General features: G+C 71.5%; 16 protein-coding genes. 13 read left to right on the top strand and 3 right to left on the bottom strand.

What is annotated here, in order from left to right; genetic code table 11:
- Positions 1–18: 18 nt before the first annotated feature.
- The 6 genes from dxr (at position 19) to RFN52_RS29355 (ending at position 7,385) form a co-directional block, all read left to right on the top strand.
- Positions 19–1,275, top strand: a complete 1,257-nt coding sequence (gene dxr / locus RFN52_RS29330; protein WP_184850545.1) for a 1-deoxy-D-xylulose-5-phosphate reductoisomerase — start codon at positions 19–21, stop codon at positions 1,273–1,275.
- The gene (locus RFN52_RS29335; protein ID WP_506005314.1) at positions 1,272–2,576 is read left to right on the top strand and encodes a M50 family metallopeptidase; all 1,305 of its coding nucleotides are present in this window, start codon (positions 1,272–1,274) and stop codon (positions 2,574–2,576) included. Before dxr ends, RFN52_RS29335 begins: the two co-directional genes overlap by 4 nt.
- Positions 2,577–2,744: 168 nt before the next feature.
- Positions 2,745–3,902, top strand: a complete 1,158-nt coding sequence (ispG, locus tag RFN52_RS29340) for a flavodoxin-dependent (E)-4-hydroxy-3-methylbut-2-enyl-diphosphate synthase (RefSeq protein ID WP_030853172.1) — start codon at positions 2,745–2,747, stop codon at positions 3,900–3,902.
- Positions 3,903–4,080: 178 nt separating this feature from the next.
- A complete protein-coding gene (locus RFN52_RS29345; protein WP_184850548.1) occupies positions 4,081–4,929 on the top strand; it encodes a GNAT family N-acetyltransferase in 849 nt (282 codons plus the stop codon).
- Positions 4,930–5,046: 117 nt separating this feature from the next.
- Entirely contained in the window at positions 5,047–5,577 is a 531-nt protein-coding gene (locus RFN52_RS29350) for a GNAT family N-acetyltransferase (protein ID WP_184850550.1), read from the top strand.
- 107 nt (positions 5,578–5,684) lie between these two features.
- Complete coding sequence (locus RFN52_RS29355; protein WP_184850552.1) at positions 5,685–7,385, top strand: proline--tRNA ligase; 1,701 nt, start codon at positions 5,685–5,687, stop codon at positions 7,383–7,385.
- Positions 7,386–7,484: 99 nt separating this feature from the next.
- Here RFN52_RS29355 and RFN52_RS29360 read toward each other — a convergent pair whose 3' ends face one another.
- The 3 genes from RFN52_RS29360 to RFN52_RS29370 are packed head-to-tail and all read right to left on the bottom strand — an operon-like array spanning position 7,485 to position 9,427.
- On the bottom strand, positions 7,485–8,384 hold the full coding sequence (locus RFN52_RS29360; RefSeq protein ID WP_184850554.1) for an aminoglycoside phosphotransferase family protein: 900 nt from the start codon (positions 8,382–8,384) through the stop codon (positions 7,485–7,487).
- A 48-nt stretch (positions 8,385–8,432) separates the two neighbouring features.
- Positions 8,433–8,897: a ferritin-like domain-containing protein gene (locus RFN52_RS29365; protein WP_184850556.1), complete on the bottom strand. Its 465-nt coding sequence runs from the start codon at positions 8,895–8,897 to the stop codon at positions 8,433–8,435.
- On the bottom strand, positions 8,894–9,427 hold the full coding sequence (locus RFN52_RS29370) for a hypothetical protein (protein ID WP_184850558.1): 534 nt from the start codon (positions 9,425–9,427) through the stop codon (positions 8,894–8,896). The genes RFN52_RS29365 and RFN52_RS29370 overlap by 4 nt, the downstream gene beginning before the upstream one ends.
- Before the next feature lie 216 nt (positions 9,428–9,643).
- On the opposite strand from RFN52_RS29370, the gene rimP reads away from it, so the two are divergent.
- The 7 genes from rimP (at position 9,644) to truB (ending at position 16,616) form a co-directional block, all read left to right on the top strand.
- Positions 9,644–10,144, top strand: a complete 501-nt coding sequence (gene rimP, locus RFN52_RS29375; RefSeq protein WP_184850560.1) for a ribosome maturation factor RimP — start codon at positions 9,644–9,646, stop codon at positions 10,142–10,144.
- 2 nt (positions 10,145–10,146) lie between these two features.
- The gene (gene nusA, locus RFN52_RS29380; protein WP_184850562.1) at positions 10,147–11,145 is read left to right on the top strand and encodes a transcription termination factor NusA; all 999 of its coding nucleotides are present in this window, start codon (positions 10,147–10,149) and stop codon (positions 11,143–11,145) included.
- 101 nt (positions 11,146–11,246) lie between these two features.
- The gene (locus tag RFN52_RS29385; RefSeq protein ID WP_078625620.1) at positions 11,247–11,543 is read left to right on the top strand and encodes a YlxR family protein; all 297 of its coding nucleotides are present in this window, start codon (positions 11,247–11,249) and stop codon (positions 11,541–11,543) included.
- Positions 11,544–11,688: 145 nt separating this feature from the next.
- Complete coding sequence (gene infB / locus RFN52_RS29390) at positions 11,689–14,802, top strand: translation initiation factor IF-2 (protein WP_184850564.1); 3,114 nt, start codon at positions 11,689–11,691, stop codon at positions 14,800–14,802.
- 133 nt (positions 14,803–14,935) lie between these two features.
- Complete coding sequence (locus tag RFN52_RS29395; RefSeq protein WP_184850566.1) at positions 14,936–15,229, top strand: DUF503 domain-containing protein; 294 nt, start codon at positions 14,936–14,938, stop codon at positions 15,227–15,229.
- A 32-nt stretch (positions 15,230–15,261) separates the two neighbouring features.
- Positions 15,262–15,714 carry a 30S ribosome-binding factor RbfA gene (gene rbfA / locus RFN52_RS29400; RefSeq protein ID WP_184850568.1) on the top strand — a complete coding sequence of 151 codons (453 nt, stop codon included), beginning with the start codon at positions 15,262–15,264 and terminating at the stop codon, positions 15,712–15,714.
- Positions 15,711–16,616 carry a tRNA pseudouridine(55) synthase TruB gene (truB, locus tag RFN52_RS29405; RefSeq protein WP_184850570.1) on the top strand — a complete coding sequence of 302 codons (906 nt, stop codon included), beginning with the start codon at positions 15,711–15,713 and terminating at the stop codon, positions 16,614–16,616. Before rbfA ends, truB begins: the two co-directional genes overlap by 4 nt.
- Positions 16,617–16,826: the final 210 nt, after the last annotated feature.

Here is a 16,826-nt window from a genome sequence, read left to right on the forward strand (position 1 = left end):
TACGGCAACAATGGAGGAATGAGCGACAGTCCAGCCCCCCTCGCCGATCCCCACCTCGTCTACGACCCCGTAGCGGGAAGTGGCCCGAAGGACGTGGTGATCCTCGGCTCCACCGGGTCCATCGGCACCCAGGCCATCGACCTCGTGCTGCGCAACCCCGACCGGTTCCGGGTCACCGGCCTGTCCGCCAACGGCGGCCGGGTCGCACTCCTCGCCGAGCAGGCGTACCGGCTGCGCGTGCGCACGGTCGCGGTGGCCCGCGAGGACGTCGTCCCCGCCCTGCGCGAGGCGCTCACCGCGCAGTACGGCACGAGCGAGCCGCTCCCCGAGCTCCTCACCGGCCCGGACGCCGCCACACAGCTCGCGGCCTCCGACTGCCACACCGTCCTGAACGGCATCACCGGCTCCATCGGACTCGCCCCGACCCTGGCCGCCCTGGAGGCGGGCCGTACCCTCGCGCTCGCCAACAAGGAGTCGCTCATCGTCGGCGGCCCGCTGGTCAAGGCCCTCGCCAAGCCCGGGCAGATCATCCCGGTCGACTCCGAGCACGCCGCCCTCTTCCAGGCCCTGGCCGCCGGCACCCGCGCCGATGTCCGCAAGCTGGTCGTCACCGCCTCGGGCGGGCCCTTCCGCGGCCGTACCAAGGCCGAGCTCGCGGGCGTCACCGTCGAGGACGCCCTCGCACACCCCACCTGGGCCATGGGCCCGGTCATCACGATCAACTCCGCGACCCTCGTCAACAAGGGCCTGGAGGTCATCGAGGCGCACCTCCTCTACGACATTCCCTTCGACCGCATTGAGGTGGTCGTGCATCCCCAGTCGTATGTCCACTCGATGGTTGAGTTCACGGATGGATCGACACTGGCCCAGGCGACCCCGCCCGACATGCGCGGGCCCATCGCCATCGGCCTCGGCTGGCCCGAGCGCGTGCCCGACGCGGCGCCCACCTTCGACTGGAGCAAGGCCTCGACCTGGGAGTTCTTCCCGCTCGACACCGAGGCCTTCCCCTCGGTGAACCTCGCCCGGCACGTGGGAGAGCTCGCGGGCACCGCCCCGGCGGTGTTCAATGCGGCCAACGAGGAGTGCGTGGAGGCGTTCCGCCAGGGCGCGCTGCCCTTCAACGGGATCATGGACACCGTGACGAGGGTCGTCGAGGAGCACGGCACCCCGCGTACGGGAACCTCGCTCACCGTGTCGGACGTCCTCGAAGCGGAGACCTGGGCGCGGACCCGGGCCCGGCAACTGGCGGCACAGACGGCGGAGGCCCGTGCATGACGACCCTGATGTTCATCCTCGGCATACTCCTCTTCGCGGTCGGCCTGCTGTTCTCGATCGCGTGGCACGAGCTGGGGCACCTGTCCACCGCCAAGCTCTTCGGCATCCGCGTGCCGCAGTACATGGTCGGCTTCGGCCCCACCCTCTTCTCGCGCAACAAGGGCGAGACGGAGTACGGCATCAAGGCCATCCCCTTCGGCGGCTACATCCGCATGATCGGCATGTTCCCGCCCGGCCCCGACGGCCGGATGGAAGCCCGCTCCACCTCCCCCTGGCGCGGCATGATCGAGGACGCCCGCACGGCCGCCTACGAGGAGCTCAAGCCGGGCGACGAGAACCGCATGTTCTACACGCGCGCGCCCTGGAAGCGCGTGATCGTGATGTTCGCGGGCCCCTTCATGAACCTGGTCCTCGCGGTGGCGCTGTTCCTCACCGTCCTGATGGGCTTCGGCATCACCCAGCAGACCACCACGGTCAGCTCGGTCTCCCAGTGCGTCATCGCGCAGAACGAGAACCGCGACAAGTGCGAGAAGGGCGACCCGGCCGCCCCCGCCGCCGCTGCCGGCCTCAAGGCGGGCGACAAGATCGTCTCCTTCAACGGTGTGAAGACCGACGACTGGAACAAGCTGTCCGACCTCATCCGCGCCACGCCCGGCAAGGAGGTGCCGATCGTCGTCGAGCGGGACGGCAAGGCCCTCACCCTGAACGCGAAGATCGCCACGAACCAGGTCGCCAAGAAGGACTCCTCCGGCCAGATCGTCGAGGGCCAGTACGTCCAGGCGGGCTTCCTCGGCTTCAGCGCCGCCACGGGCGTGGTCAAGCAGGACTTCGGCGACTCCGTGACCTGGATGGGCGACCGCATCGGCGAGGCCGTCGACTCCCTCGCCGCCCTGCCGGGCAAGGTCCCGGCGCTGTGGAACGCGGCCTTCGACGGCGCACCGCGCGAGGCCGACTCCCCGATGGGCGTGGTCGGCGCCGCCCGCGTCGGCGGTGAGATCTTCACCCTCGACATCCCGCCCACCCAGCAGCTGGCCATGGCCCTCATGCTGGTCGCGGGCTTCAACCTCTCCCTGTTCCTGTTCAACATGCTCCCGCTGCTGCCGCTCGACGGCGGTCACATCGCGGGCGCCCTGTGGGAGTCGCTGCGCCGCAACACGGCCAAGGTACTGCGCCGGCCGGACCCGGGCCCCTTCGACGTGGCGAAGCTCATGCCGGTCGCCTACGTCGTCGCCGGGATCTTCATCTGCTTCACCATCCTGGTCCTGATCGCCGACGTGGTTAACCCGGTGAGAATCTCCTAGTCATACGGCGTTCGTGGCGGCCCGGCATGCTTTCCGCCGGGCCGCCTCCCATGGAGTGGCAACGCGGGTGGGATGTGCCCGTCCCGAGGCATGTGCCGTAATCTCGAAGCTCGGAGCCCGCTGCTCACGGGACCGGACCTTGATCCACGACTTGGGGTTGCACAGCAGATGACTGCGATTTCTCTCGGCATGCCGTCCGTTCCGACCAAGCTCGCCGAGCGCCGGAAGAGCCGCCAGATCCAGGTCGGATCCGTGGCCGTCGGCGGAGACGCCCCTGTCTCGGTGCAGTCGATGACCACGACGCGCACCTCCGACATCGGCGCGACCCTCCAGCAGATCGCCGAACTGACCGCGTCCGGCTGCCAGATCGTCCGGGTCGCCTGCCCCACGCAGGACGACGCCGATGCCCTCGCGACCATCGCCCGCAAGTCGCAGATCCCGGTCATCGCGGACATCCACTTCCAGCCGAAGTACGTCTTCGCCGCGATCGAGGCGGGCTGCGCGGCCGTCCGCGTCAACCCCGGCAACATCAAGCAGTTCGACGACAAGGTCAAGGAGATCGCCAAGGCGGCCCGGGACCACGGCACCCCGATCCGCATCGGCGTCAACGCGGGCTCCCTCGACCGCCGCCTGCTCCAGAAGTACGGCAAGGCGACCCCCGAGGCCCTGGTCGAGTCGGCCCTGTGGGAGGCGTCCCTCTTCGAGGAGCACGACTTCCGCGACATCAAGATCTCCGTCAAGCACAACGACCCGGTCGTCATGATCGAGGCCTACAAGCAGCTCGCCGCCCAGTGCGACTACCCGCTGCACCTCGGCGTCACCGAGGCGGGCCCGGCCTTCCAGGGCACGATCAAGTCGGCCGTCGCCTTCGGCGCGCTGCTCTCGCAGGGCATCGGCGACACGATCCGCGTCTCGCTCTCGGCGCCCCCCGCCGAGGAGGTCAAGGTCGGCATCCAGATCCTGGAATCGCTGAACCTCAAGGAGCGCGGCCTGGAGATCGTCTCCTGCCCGTCCTGCGGCCGCGCCCAGGTCGACGTCTACAAGCTGGCCGAAGAGGTCACCGCCGGCCTCACCGGCATGGAGGTCCCGCTCCGCGTCGCCGTCATGGGCTGCGTCGTGAACGGCCCCGGCGAGGCCCGCGAGGCCGACCTCGGCGTCGCCTCGGGCAACGGCAAGGGCCAGATCTTCGTCAAGGGCGAGGTCATCAAGACCGTCCCCGAGTCCAAGATCGTGGAGACCCTCATCGAAGAGGCCATGAAGCTGGCCGAGCAGATGGAGAAGGACGGCGTGACCTCGGGTGAGCCGTCGGTGGCGGTCGCGGGCTGAGCCCCCGGAATCGGCGGTTTCCCGGCGCCCCGTCTTTTCAGGGGCGCGGGGAACTGCGCGCCCAGCCACATCGGACCCGCACACGCCGCCGAACCGTCCCCCCGGAGCTCCCAGGCGCCGGCACCAGCAGCGCAGCTATAGTGCGGAGACCAGCAACCCCAGTTCGTGAGGCCCGCACGTGTTGACGCAGACCACCTCACGGGTCCTCGAACCGAGCGACCTGGATGCGGCGCTCGCCGTCCTCGACCGCGAGCCGGTCGCGAACGCCTTCGTGACGTCCCGCGTGCAGGTCGCCGGACTCGACCCGTGGCGGCTCGGCGGCGAGATGTGGGGCTGGTACGAGGACGGCATACTCACCTCCCTCTGCTACGCCGGCGCCAACCTGGTCCCGATCTGCGCCGGCCCGCGCGCCGTCCGCGCCTTCGCCGACCGTGCCCGCCGGGCCGGCCGCCGCTGCTCCTCCATCGTCGGCCCCTCCGGCGCCACCTCCGACCTGTGGCGGCTGCTGGAACCCCAGTGGGGCCCGGCCCGCGAGGTCCGCCGGCACCAGCCGCTCATGGTCACCGACCGCCTCTCGGCCGACATCACCCCGGACCCCTACGTCCGTCGCGTCCGCAAGGACGAGATGGAGACGATCATGCCGGCGTGCGTCGCGATGTTCACCGAGGAGGTCGGCGTCTCCCCGCTGGCCGGCGACGGCGGACTGCTCTACCAGGCCCGCGTCGCCGAACTCGTCGGCTCCGGCCGTGCCTTCGCCCGCTTCGACGCGGACGGCAAGGTCGTCTTCAAGGCCGAGATCGGCGCCGCGACGGACCGCGCCTGCCAGATCCAGGGCGTGTGGGTGGCCCCCGAGTACCGGGGCACCGGCCTGGCGGCCCCCGGCATGGCGGCCGTGCTGCGCTACGCCCTGGCCGATGTCGCCCCCGTGGTCAGCCTCTACGTCAACGACTTCAACACGGCGGCCAGGAGGGCCTATCAGCGGGTGGGCTTCCAGGAAGTGGGAGCTTTCATGAGCGTCCTGTTCTGAAGTGCCCTCAGGGGCGCGGGTCTGTGTCCGATGTCCGGCTCCGCCGCCTGGGCGCGAGCAACCCCATGCGGCCCGCACCCGTACGCCAACCGAATCCGCCCCTGTAGGCTCCCCGCCATGGACCTGGTGATCGGCCCACTCGACCTCTCCGCCCACGTAGACGAGGCGCTGGCCGTCCAAGCCGTGGCCTTCGGCCTAGGCCCGGACGAGGTAGCCGTCCGACGCCAGATCGTCCTGCGCCACATGACGTACCCGGGGGCCCGCGCTCTCGGCGCCACAGCCGACGGCCACCTCGTCGGCTTCGTCTACGGCATGCCCAACGACCGCACCCACTGGTGGTCCACCGTCGTCGAGCCCTACCTCCGCGCCCTGAGCAACGACCACTGGCTCGACGACTCCTTCGTGATCACCGAACTGCACGTCCACCCCGCGTACCAGAACCGCGGCCTCGGACGCTCCCTGATCACCACGATCACCGACGCCGCCGCCGAACCCCGCTCGATCCTCTCCGCGATCGACACCGACAGCCCCGCCCGCGCCCTCTACCGCTCCCTCGGCTACCAGGACCTGGCCCGCCAGGTCCTCTTCCCGAGCGCCCCGAAGCCGTACGCGGTGATGGGAGCCCCGCTCCCGCTCCGGCGTCGTTAACCGATTTCCACCGCCGCGCACCCCCCGGATAACCTCCTGCCATCACCTTCCCCCACTCTCGGCTCCGCTCGAGCGGGGGGACCCCCAGCAGCAGGAGCAGAGAAACCATGGCGAACGCACCGGTCCAGCGCATGTCCCAGTTGTTGGCGAAGACGTTGCGCGACGACCCGGCGGACGCCGAGGTCCTCAGCCACAAGCTCCTCGTCCGCGCCGGCTACGTCCGCCGCACCGCCGCCGGCATCTGGAGCTGGCTGCCCCTCGGCAAGAAGGTGCTGGCCAACGTCGAGCGGATCGTCCGTGAGGAGATGGACGCCGTCGGCGCCCAGGAGGTCCTGCTCCCCGCCATCCTCCCGCGCGAGCCCTACGAGGCCACCGGCCGCTGGGAGGAGTACGGCCCCGAGCTGTTCCGCCTCCAGGACCGCCGGGGCGGCGACTATCTCCTCGGCCCCACCCACGAGGAGATCTTCACCCTCCTGGTGAAGGACCAGGCGTCCTCCTACAAGGACCTGCCGGTCATCCTCTACCAGATCCAGAACAAGTACCGCGACGAGGCCCGCCCCCGCGCCGGCATCCTGCGCGGCCGCGAGTTCCTCATGAAGGACTCCTACTCCTTCGACACCGAGGACGAGGGCCTGGCGAAGTCCTACGCCCTGCACCGCGAGGCCTACCAGAAGATCTTCGCGCGCCTCGGCCTCGACTACCGCATCTGCGCCGCGACGGCCGGTGCCATGGGCGGCTCCAAGTCCGAGGAGTTCCTGGCCCCGGCCGAGGCCGGCGAGGACACCTTCGCCGACTGCCCCAACTGCGACTTCGCCGCCAACACCGAGGCGATCACGTACGAATTGAAGCCCGTCGACGGCTCGGACGTGCCGGCCGCCGAGGACATCCCGACCCCCGACACCCCGACCATCGAGACCCTCGCCGCCTCCCTCGGCGTCCCGGCCTCGGCCACGCTGAAGAACCTCCTCGTGAAGGTCGACGGCGAGATCGTCGCCGTGGGCGTCCCCGGGGACCGCGAGGTCGACATGGACAAGGTCGAGGCGCACTTCGCCCCGGCCGCCGTCGAGCTGGTCACCGAAACGGACTTCGCGGCCCGCCCCGACCTGGTCCGCGGTTACGTCGGACCGCGCGGCCTGGAGAAGGTCACGTACATCGCCGACCCGCGCGTGGCACCCGGCACGGCCTGGATCACCGGCGCGAACAAGGCCGGCACGCACACGAAGAACGTCGTCGCGGGCCGCGACTTCGAGGTCGGCGAGTACGTCGACGTCGTGGTCGTGCAGGAGGGCGACCCCTGCCCGAAGTGCGGCACCGGCCTCGTCCTCGACCGCGCCATCGAGATCGGCCACATCTTCCAGCTGGGCCGCAAGTACGCCGACGCCCTCAAGCTCGACGTCCTCGGCCAGAACGGCAAGCCGGTCCGCGTCACCATGGGCTCCTACGGCATCGGCGTCTCCCGCGCGGTCGCCGCCCTGGCCGAGCAGAGCGCCGACGACAAGGGCCTGTGCTGGCCCGCCGAGGTCGCCCCGGCCGACGTCCACGTGGTCGCCGCCGGCAAGGCCCTCCAGACCGAACTGGCCCTGGACATCTCCCAGAAGCTGGCCGCCGCCGGTGTCCGCGTCCTGGTCGACGACCGCCCCGGCGTCTCCCCGGGCGTCAAGTTCACGGACTCCGAGCTGATCGGCGTACCGCAGATCCTAGTGGCCGGCCGGCGCGCGGCCGACGGCGTGGTGGAACTGAAGGACCGCCGCACCGGCGAGCGCGAGGAACTGACGGTCGAGGAGGCCGTCGCCCGCCTCACGGCGTAGCACCGACGGGACCGGGCGGACTGGCCGAAATCAGTACGCCCGGTCCCCGCGGCCGGTCCGGGCCGGCGGCCCTGGGGCGCGGCACGCGGGCGCCGCGCCCTACAGCCAGCTCGCGAACTCCAGCAGCAGCTCCGCGTCGCGCGGGCGTCCGACCCGCCCCGCCCGCACGCCCGACTCCACGGCCCGGAACAGCGTCCAGCCCCGCAGCCGCTCCTGGTCCACGTCCAGGGACTCGGCGAGCCGCTTCACCCGGCGCCGGGTCGTGGCCGCGCCGGACGGCTGGGCGATCAGGTCCTCCACCCGGTCCCGGACCAGCCGGGCCAGATCGAAGGCGCACTCGCCGACCACCGGGTCGGGCCCCACGGCCAGCCACGGCATCCGCTCCCCGGCGAGCACCTTGCTCTGCCGGAACGTGCCGTGCAGCAGCCGGTGTTCGGGCGGCGCGGCCAGCAGCTCCTCGCGCGCCGCGAGCGCCACGTCGACCAGGGGCGCCACCTCGGGAGCGGCCTGCGCGCGCGCCCGCATCGCCTCCGACTGCCGCCCGGTCCGCTCGGCCACGGTCTCGAAGGGGAACCCGGCGGGCGGCTCCACCCACAGCCGCCGCAGCGTCCCCGCCGCCTCCAGCAGCGCCTTCGCCTCCGGCAGCGACCGCACCGACACGTCCGGATGCAGCCGCTCCAGCAGCAGGACCCCTTCCGCGGAGAAGGGCTCCAGCAACTGCACCGCACCCCGCCCGGCCCAGTGCGCCAGCGCGGCCCGCTCCGCCTCCGGGCGGGCCCGGCCCGGCGCCAGCTTGAGCACGGCCGGCGTCCCGTCCGCGGCCCGCACCAGCACGACTAGGCTGCTGCGCCCGCCGGGCACCTGCACCCGCTCCACGGTCAACTCGCGTAGCGCGACGGCCCGCTGCGCCGCCCCGGGCAGCTCCTCCAGCCAGTCGTCACCGTCCGGTGCCGTCTCACCGAGCGCCCTGACCAGGCGCTTCGGCGGTTCGAAAACCATGAGCGAGTCGTTCCCTTCGTGCCGTCCTCGGTGCGTGCCCCGCGCGGGTCACGCCGTCGGCGCCGCCGAGGGCGGAGCCGTGCCGGCCCGCTCCGCGAGCCCAGGGAAGGCTACGCTCTCGCCGCGCCAGCGCACCGCCCGTACCGCCGCCTCCCGCAGCGCCTCCGCGGCCAGGGCCCGCCGCCCGCCGCCCGCGGCGCGCACCAGGTCGGCGTACACCCCGGCCACCCGGTCCTCCAGCTCGGCGGCGAGCCGCACGGCCGCCGGCGAGTCCGGCACCTGGAACGGCAGCGCGTAACCGGCGGACGCGGCCACCGGCCGGCCCCCCAGGTCCTTCACCTCACGCACCAGCGCATCCCGGCGTGCCCGGTGCGCGTCGTACGCCGTGACCGCCTCGGTGCGGCGGCCGTCAGCGATCCTCCCGCCGACGACGCCGTAGCCGTACACCGCCGCGTGCTCGGCCGCCAGCGCGGCCTGCAGGGCCCGCAGCTCCCGGTCCTTCTCCTCGCTCACGCGTCCCCCTCCGTCAGCAGATACACGTGCACCGCTCCGGCCGCCGCCACCGACGCCAGCAGTCGCGCCAGCTCACCCGGCACCCCGCCCAGGGCCTTGGCCCGCCGGTCGGCGAGCTCCTTCTCCGCCGTGGCGAGCCCGGCAAGGGCGTCCTTGTCGTTGTCCGGCACCGCCGCGGACGGTGAGGGCGAGGCCGAAGAGGACACCGATGCCGCAGGGGACGCCGAGGGCGATGCTTTCCGGCCACCGCCGAGGGCCCGCGCGTGCCGTACGACCTCCTCGCGCAGCGGCCCCAACCGGCCCGCGAGCCCCGGCCGGGCGGCGATCACCGCGTCGTAGCGCTCCGCCAGCGCCTCGCTGTCCCGGGCCGCACGAGCGCGCGCCCGGTCGGCGGCCGGCTGGCCGTCCCCGGCCGGGCGGCCGGAATCCCCGCCGGTGCAGCCCGCCAGGGCGAGAGCCGCCGGGCCGACGGCGAGCAGACTCCTTCTGCGCGGCCCCGAGCGGGCACGCGGCGATGGGGGGAACGGCACGTCAGACGTCCTCGGGGCTCGTTTCGAGAAACATTCGAGAAAGAAGGGACTGCGAGGGCTGCACGCCCGTGATCACGGTACCCGGGCCCCCGCCCCGCATCACTCAGCGGCACCGTTCGTGACCGGGTGGACGGCAACACTCCCCGCGACCGGATACCCTTTGACCAGACACGCGACCCATCCCACAACAGCACACGCGGCCGAGGAGTCACCCGGATGAGCACCACCCAGAGCGAGAGGCTGCGAGGACTGCTGGAGCCGCTCGTCACGTCTCAGGGCCTGGACCTCGAAGAGATCGAAGTGGACTCCGTAGGACGCAAGCGTGTGCTGCGCGTCGTCGTCGACTCGGACACGGGCGCCGACCTGGACCAGATCGCCGATGTGAGCCGCGTGCTCTCGGCGAAGCTCGACGAGACGGACGCGATGGGTGAGGGCGAGTACACCCTCGAAGTGGGCACCCCGGGCGCGGAGCGCCCCCTCACGGAACACCGGCACTACGTCCGCGCCACCGAGCGGCTGGTGAAGTTCCAGCTGGCCGAGGGCGGCGAGCTGGTCGCCAGGATCCTGAAGGTCGACGACGAGGGTGTCGACACCGAGGTGCCCGGAGTGAAGGGCCGCAAGGCCACCGCACGCAGACTCGCCTTCGACGACATCGTCCGGGCGCGTGTCCAGGTCGAGTTCAGCCGCAAGGACAACAAGAAGGAAGAGGAGGCGTAGCCGTGGACATCGACATGAGCGCCCTGCGGGGCTTGGTTCGGGAGAAGGAGATCTCCTTCTCCCTGCTGGTCGAGGCGATCGAATCGGCCCTCCTCATCGCCTACCACCGCACCGAGGGAAGCCGCCGCCACGCGCGCGTGGAGCTCAACCGGGAGACCGGCCATGTGACCGTGTGGGCGAAGGAGGACCCCGACGACCTCGAGGAGGGCCAGGAGGCCCGCGAGTTCGACGACACCCCGTCCGGCTTCGGCCGTATCGCCGCCACCACGGCCAAGCAGGTCATCCTGCAGCGCCTGCGCGACGCCGAGGACGACGCGACGCTCGGCGAGTACGCCGGCCGCGAGGGCGACATCGTCACCGGCGTGGTCCAGCAGGGCCGCGACCCGAAGAACGTGCTCGTCGACATCGGCAAGCTGGAGGCCATCCTGCCCGTGCAGGAGCAGGTGCCGGGGGAGACCTACCCGCACGGCATGCGGCTGCGCAGCTACGTCGTCCGGGTCGCCAAGGGCGTCCGCGGCCCGTCCGTGACGCTGTCGCGCACGCACCCCAACCTGGTGAAGAAGCTCTTCGCCCTGGAGGTGCCGGAGATCGCCGACGGCTCGGTGGAGATCGCCGCGATCGCCCGTGAGGCCGGTCACCGCACGAAGATCGCCGTACGGTCCACCCGCTCCGGGCTGAACGCCAAGGGCGCCTGCATCGGCCCCATGGGCGGCCGCGTGCGCAACGTCATGGGCGAGCTGAACGGTGAGAAGATCGACATCGTCGACTGGTCGGAGGACCCGGGCGACATGGTGGCGAACGCGCTGTCCCCGGCCCGGGTGTCCAAGGTGGAGATCGTGGACATGGCGACCCGGTCGGCCCGGGTGACCGTCCCCGATTACCAGCTGTCCCTGGCCATCGGCAAGGAAGGGCAGAACGCCCGCCTCGCGGCCCGGCTGACCGGCTGGCGGATCGACATCCGCCCGGACACCGAACCGGCCGCGAACAGCTCCGAGGAATAGATCCAAGCCGCGCGTCGTTCAGATCACGACAGCTTCACGCGCGGAACTGTTCGATCCCTGCCCCAAAGGGGTGAGGGGCGTACGGGGAGGTAGACTTAACAGTGTCTGGCCGGACGCGCGCCCGCGCATGCCCTGAACGCACCTGTGTGGGGTGTCGGGAGCGAGCGGCCAAGGCCGAACTGCTGCGGATCGTAGCGATCAAGGACGAGTGCGTCCCTGATCCACGCGGTACGCTGCCCGGCCGGGGTGCGTACGTTCACCCCGCACCGGTCTGTCTCGACCAGGCGGTACGCCGCCGGGCGTTCCCGCGGGCACTGCGCGTCCCGGGGCCGCTCGACACAAAGGCGTTGCGTCGATACGTCGAGCAGACGACAGTTGCCGAGCAGGCAACACGGTAAGACGTGCCGTACGGAACCCCGTACGGCTAGGTACCTCGCGAGTCGAAAGCAGGTCGAGATTGCGATGAGCACTCGATGAGTACGCGATGAGTACGCCCATGAACTAGCGACGGTCCGGACGCAACCCGGACCTCAAAGGAGCGAAGTGGCTAAGGTCCGGGTCTACGAACTCGCCAAGGAGTTCGGCGTCGAGAGCAAGGTCGTCATGGCCAAGCTCCAGGAACTCGGTGAATTCGTCCGTTCGGCGTCTTCGACGATCGAAGCGCCCGTTGTACGCAAGCTGACGGACGCCCTCCAGCAGGGCAGCGGAGGCGGCAAGTCCGCCCCTGCCCGCAAGGCTGCCCCGGCGAAGCCGGGCGCCCCCTCTCCCGCGCAGGCTGCCCGTCCGGCCGCCCCGCGCCCGCCGGCCCCCAAGCCGGCCGCCGCAGAGAAGCCCGCGGCTCCGGCCGCGCCGGCCACTCCCGGCCCCCGTCCCACCCCGGGCCCGAAGCCCGCGCCGCGGCCCGCCCCGGCGTCCCCGGCTCCGACCACGCCCGAGTTCACGGCACCCCCGGCGGCTCCCGCCGCTCCGGCCGCCTCGCAGGGCCAGGGTCAGGGCTCCGGCCCGCGTCCGGGCGCCCCGCGTCCGGCCGGCCAGGCGCCGCGTCCGGGTGCTCCGCGTCAGGGCGGTCCCGGCCAGGGAGGCCAGGGCCGCGGTGACCGTGGCGACCGTCCCGGCGCTCCGCGTCCGGGTGGCGGCGCCCCGCGTCCCGGTGCCCGTCCGGCGGGTCCCCGTCCGGGCAACAACCCGTTCACCTCTGGTGGCTCCACCGGCATGGCGCGCCCGCAGACGCCCCGTCCGGGCGGCGCCCCGCGTCCGGGCGGCCCCGGTGCGCCCGGTGGCGCCCCGCGTCCGCAGGGCCAGGGCCAGGGTGGCCCCCGTCCCCAGGGTGCCGGCGGCGGTCCTCGTCCGCAGGCTCCGGGCGGCGCGCGTCCGACCCCGGGCGGCATGCCCCGCCCGCAGGGCGGCGGCCCGCGTCCCGGCGGCGGTCCCGGTGGCCCGCGTCCGAACCCCGGCATGATGCCGCAGCGTCCTGCTGCCGGCCCGCGTCCCGGCGGCGGTGGCCCCGGCGGCCGCGGTCCCGGTGGCGGCGGTCGTCCCGGTGGTGGCGGCGGTCGTCCGGGTGGCGGCGGCTTCGCCGGCCGTCCCGGTGGCGGCGGTGGCGGTTTCGCCGGTCGTCCGGGTGGTCCCGGTGGCGGTGGCGGCGGTTTCGCCGGTCGTCCGGGTGGTCCCGGCGGCGGTGGCCGTCCCGGCTTCGGTGGCCGTCCCGGCGGTCCCGGTGGCCGTGGTGGCACGCAGGGTGCCTTCGGTCGTCCCGGTGGTCCCGCGCGTCGTGGCCGCAAGTCGAAGCGGCAGAGGCGCCAGGAGTACGAGGCCATGCAGGCCCCGTCGGTCGGCGGTGTGATGCTGCCTCGCGGCAACGGCGAGACCGTTCGCCTGTCGCGCGGTGCTTCCCTCACCGACTTCGCGGAGAAGATCAACGCCAACCCGGCGTCGCTCGTCGCGGTCATGATGAACCTCGGCGAGATGGTCACGGCCACGCAGTCCGTCTCCGACGAGACGCTGCAGCTCCTCGCCGACGAGATGAACTACACGGTTCAGATCGTCAGCCCGGAGGAGGAGGACCGCGAGCTCCTCGAGTCCTTCGACATCGAGTTCGGCGAGGACGAGGGCGACGAGGAGGACCTGATGGTCCGCCCGCCCGTCGTCACCGTCATGGGTCACGTCGACCACGGTAAGACCCGGCTCCTCGACGCCATCCGCAAGACGAACGTCATCGCGGGCGAGGCCGGCGGCATCACCCAGCACATCGGTGCCTACCAGGTCGCGACCGAGGTCAACGAAGAAGAGCGCAAGATCACCTTCATCGACACCCCGGGTCACGAGGCGTTCACCGCCATGCGTGCCCGTGGTGCCCGGTCGACGGACATCGCGATCCTGGTCGTCGCGGCCAACGACGGCGTCATGCCGCAGACGGTCGAGGCGCTCAACCACGCCAAGGCGGCCGAGGTCCCGATCGTCGTCGCGGTCAACAAGATCGACGTCGAGGGCGCCGACCCGACCAAGGTGCGCGGTCAGCTGACCGAGTACGGCCTCGTGGCCGAGGAGTACGGCGGCGACACCATGTTCGTCGACATCTCCGCCAAGCAGGGTCTGCACATCGACTCCCTGCTGGAGGCCGTGATCCTCACGGCCGACGCCTCGCTCGACCTGCGGGCCAACCCGAACCAGGACGCGCAGGGCATCTCGATCGAGTCCCGTCTCGACCGCGGCCGTGGTGCCGTGTCGACGGTCCTCGTCCAGCGCGGCACCCTGCGGGTCGGCGACACCATGGTGGTCGGCGACGCGTACGGCCGCGTCCGGGCCATGCACGACGACAACGGCAACAGCGTTGCCGAGGCCGGTCCCTCGACGCCGGTTCAGGTCCTGGGCCTGACCAACGTCCCGGGTGCGGGCGACAACTTCCTGGTGGTCGACGAGGACCGTACGGCCCGTCAGATCGCCGAGAAGCGCGCCGCCCGTGAGCGCAACGCCGCGTTCGCCAAGCGCACGCGCCGCGTGTCGCTGGAGGACCTGGACAAGGTGCTCAAGGCCGGCGAGGTCCAGCAGCTGAACCTGATCATCAAGGGTGACGCTTCCGGATCGGTCGAGGCCCTGGAGTCCTCGCTGCTCCAGCTGGACGTCGGCGAAGAGGTCGACATCCGCGTCCTGCACCGTGGTGTCGGTGCGGTCACGGAGTCCGACATCGACCTGGCCATGGGCTCCGACGCCATCGTCATCGGCTTCAACGTGCGCGCCGCCGGGCGTGCGCAGCAGATGGCCGAGCGCGAGGGTGTCGACGTCCGGTACTACTCGGTCATCTACCAGGCGATCGAGGAGATCGAGGCGGCCCTCAAGGGCATGCTCAAGCCGGAGTACGAAGAGGTCGAGCTCGGCACGGCGGAGATCCGCGAGGTCTTCAAGTCGTCCAAGCTGGGCAACATCGCGGGTGTTCTCATCCGCTCCGGCGAGGTCAAGCGCAACACCAAGGCGCGCCTCATCCGCGACGGCAAGGTGGTCGCGGAGAGCCTCAACATCGAGGGTCTGCGTCGCTTCAAGGACGACGTCACCGAGATCCGCGAAGGGTTCGAGGGCGGTATCAACCTCGGCAACTTCAACGACATCAAGGTCGACGACGTCATCGCGACGTACGAGATGCGCGAGAAGCCGCGCGTCTGACCTGAGTCACGATCGGGGCCGATCGGCGGGACTTATTCCGTCGATCGGCCCCGGCCGTTGCGTGTACGGTTCCCGTATCGGCGTCGAAGCGTGGCGCCCGTACCCCGAACCGGCGGGACATCCGGATACACACATGTATGTGGGGACTCTGTCCTTCGATCTGCTCCTCGGCGACGTCCGCTCGCTCAAGGAGAAACGCTCCGTGGTCCGTCCGATCGTCGCCGAGCTCCAGCGCAAGTACGGGGTGAGCGCGGCCGAGACGGGGAACCAGGACCTCCACCGCAGGGCCGAGATCGGACTCGCGGTGGTCTCGGGGGAGACGGGACACCTCACCGACGTCCTGGACCGCTGTGAGCGGCTCGTCGCCGGGCGGCCCGAAGTCGAACTGCTCTCGGTTCGACGCAGGCTCCACAGCGACGAAGACTGAAGCAACAAGTAAGCACTTAAGGAGACGGACCAGTGGCCGACAACGCGCGTGCCAAGAGGCTGGCGGACCTCATCCGAGAGGTGGTGGCCCAGAAGCTGCAGCGCGGGATCAAGGATCCGCGGCTCGGCTCGCACGTCACCATCACGGACACCCGGGTCACCGGCGACCTCAGGGAGGCGACCGTCTTCTACACGGTGTACGGGGACGACGAGGAGCGCGCGGCGGCCGCCGCCGGCCTGGAGAGCGCCAAGGGCATCCTGCGCTCCGAGGTGGGCCGGGCCGCCGGGGTGAAGTTCACGCCGACCCTGGCCTTCGTCATGGACGCCCTCCCGGAGAACGCCCGCACCATCGAGGACCTCCTCGACAAGGCGCGCCAGTCCGACGAGAAGGTGCGCGAGGCGTCCGCGGGCGCGAAGTACGCCGGCGAGGCCGACCCGTACCGCAAGCCCGACGAGGACGACGAGACGGACACCAGCGCAGAATGACCCAGAAGCACACCACGCCCGACGGCCTCGTCATCGTCGACAAGCCGTCGGGCTTCACTTCGCACGACGTCGTCGCCAAGATGCGCGGCATCGCCAGAACGCGACGCGTCGGGCACGCCGGCACCCTCGACCCGATGGCGACGGGTGTCCTCGTCCTCGGCGTCGAGAGGGCCACCAAGCTCCTCGGCCACCTCGCGCTGACCGAGAAGGAGTACCTGGGCACCATCCGGCTCGGGCAGAACACCCTCACGGACGACGCCGAGGGGGAGATCACCTCCTCCACGGACGCCTCGAAGGTCACCCGTGACGCCATCGACGCCGGCATCGCCGCGCTGACCGGCGACATCATGCAGGTGCCGTCCAAGGTCAGCGCCATCAAGATCAACGGCGTGCGCTCGTACAAGCGGGCCCGGGAGGGCGAGGAGTTCGAGATCCCGGCCCGCCCCGTGACGGTCTCCTCCTTCGGCGTGTACGACGTCCGGGACGCCGTCGCCGACGACGGCACGGCCGTCCTCGACCTGGTCGTCTCGGTCGTCTGCTCCTCCGGCACCTACATCCGGGCCCTCGCCCGCGACCTGGGCGCCGGCCTGGGCGTCGGCGGTCACCTCACCGCGCTGCGCCGCACCCGCGTCGGCCCCTACAAGCTGGACGCGGCCCGCACCCTCGACCAGCTCCAGCAGGAGCTGACCGTGATGCCGATCGCCGAGGCCGCCACGGCCGCGTTCCCCCGCTGGGACGTCGACACCCGCCGGGCCAAGCTGCTCACCAACGGCGTGCGGCTGGACATGCCCGAGACGTACGCGGGCGCCGGCCCGGTCGCCGTCTTCGACCCGGAGGGCCGCTTCCTCGCGCTCGTGGAGGAGCAGCGGGGCAAGGCCAAGAGCCTGGCCGTCTTCGCCTGACGGAGGAACCGGGGGCCGGGTGTCCGTCCGTGGAGCGGCGGCCACGGGGTACCTCCACTGCCGCCGCTCCACGGTCCCCCCTCGGTTCCCCCCACCCCTAGGGTGTATCCAGCCGCCCCCGTTCCTTCACCCGTCCGTGCGGGCGCTCGGAGTGAACCGGGGGAGCGGAAGGGGGCGCTTTCGCTGAGCGACCTGTCCCGCTGATCATCC

Source organism: Streptomyces collinus (genome assembly GCF_031348265.1).
In the GTDB taxonomy this organism is placed as follows: Bacteria; Actinomycetota; Actinomycetes; order Streptomycetales; family Streptomycetaceae; genus Streptomyces; species Streptomyces collinus.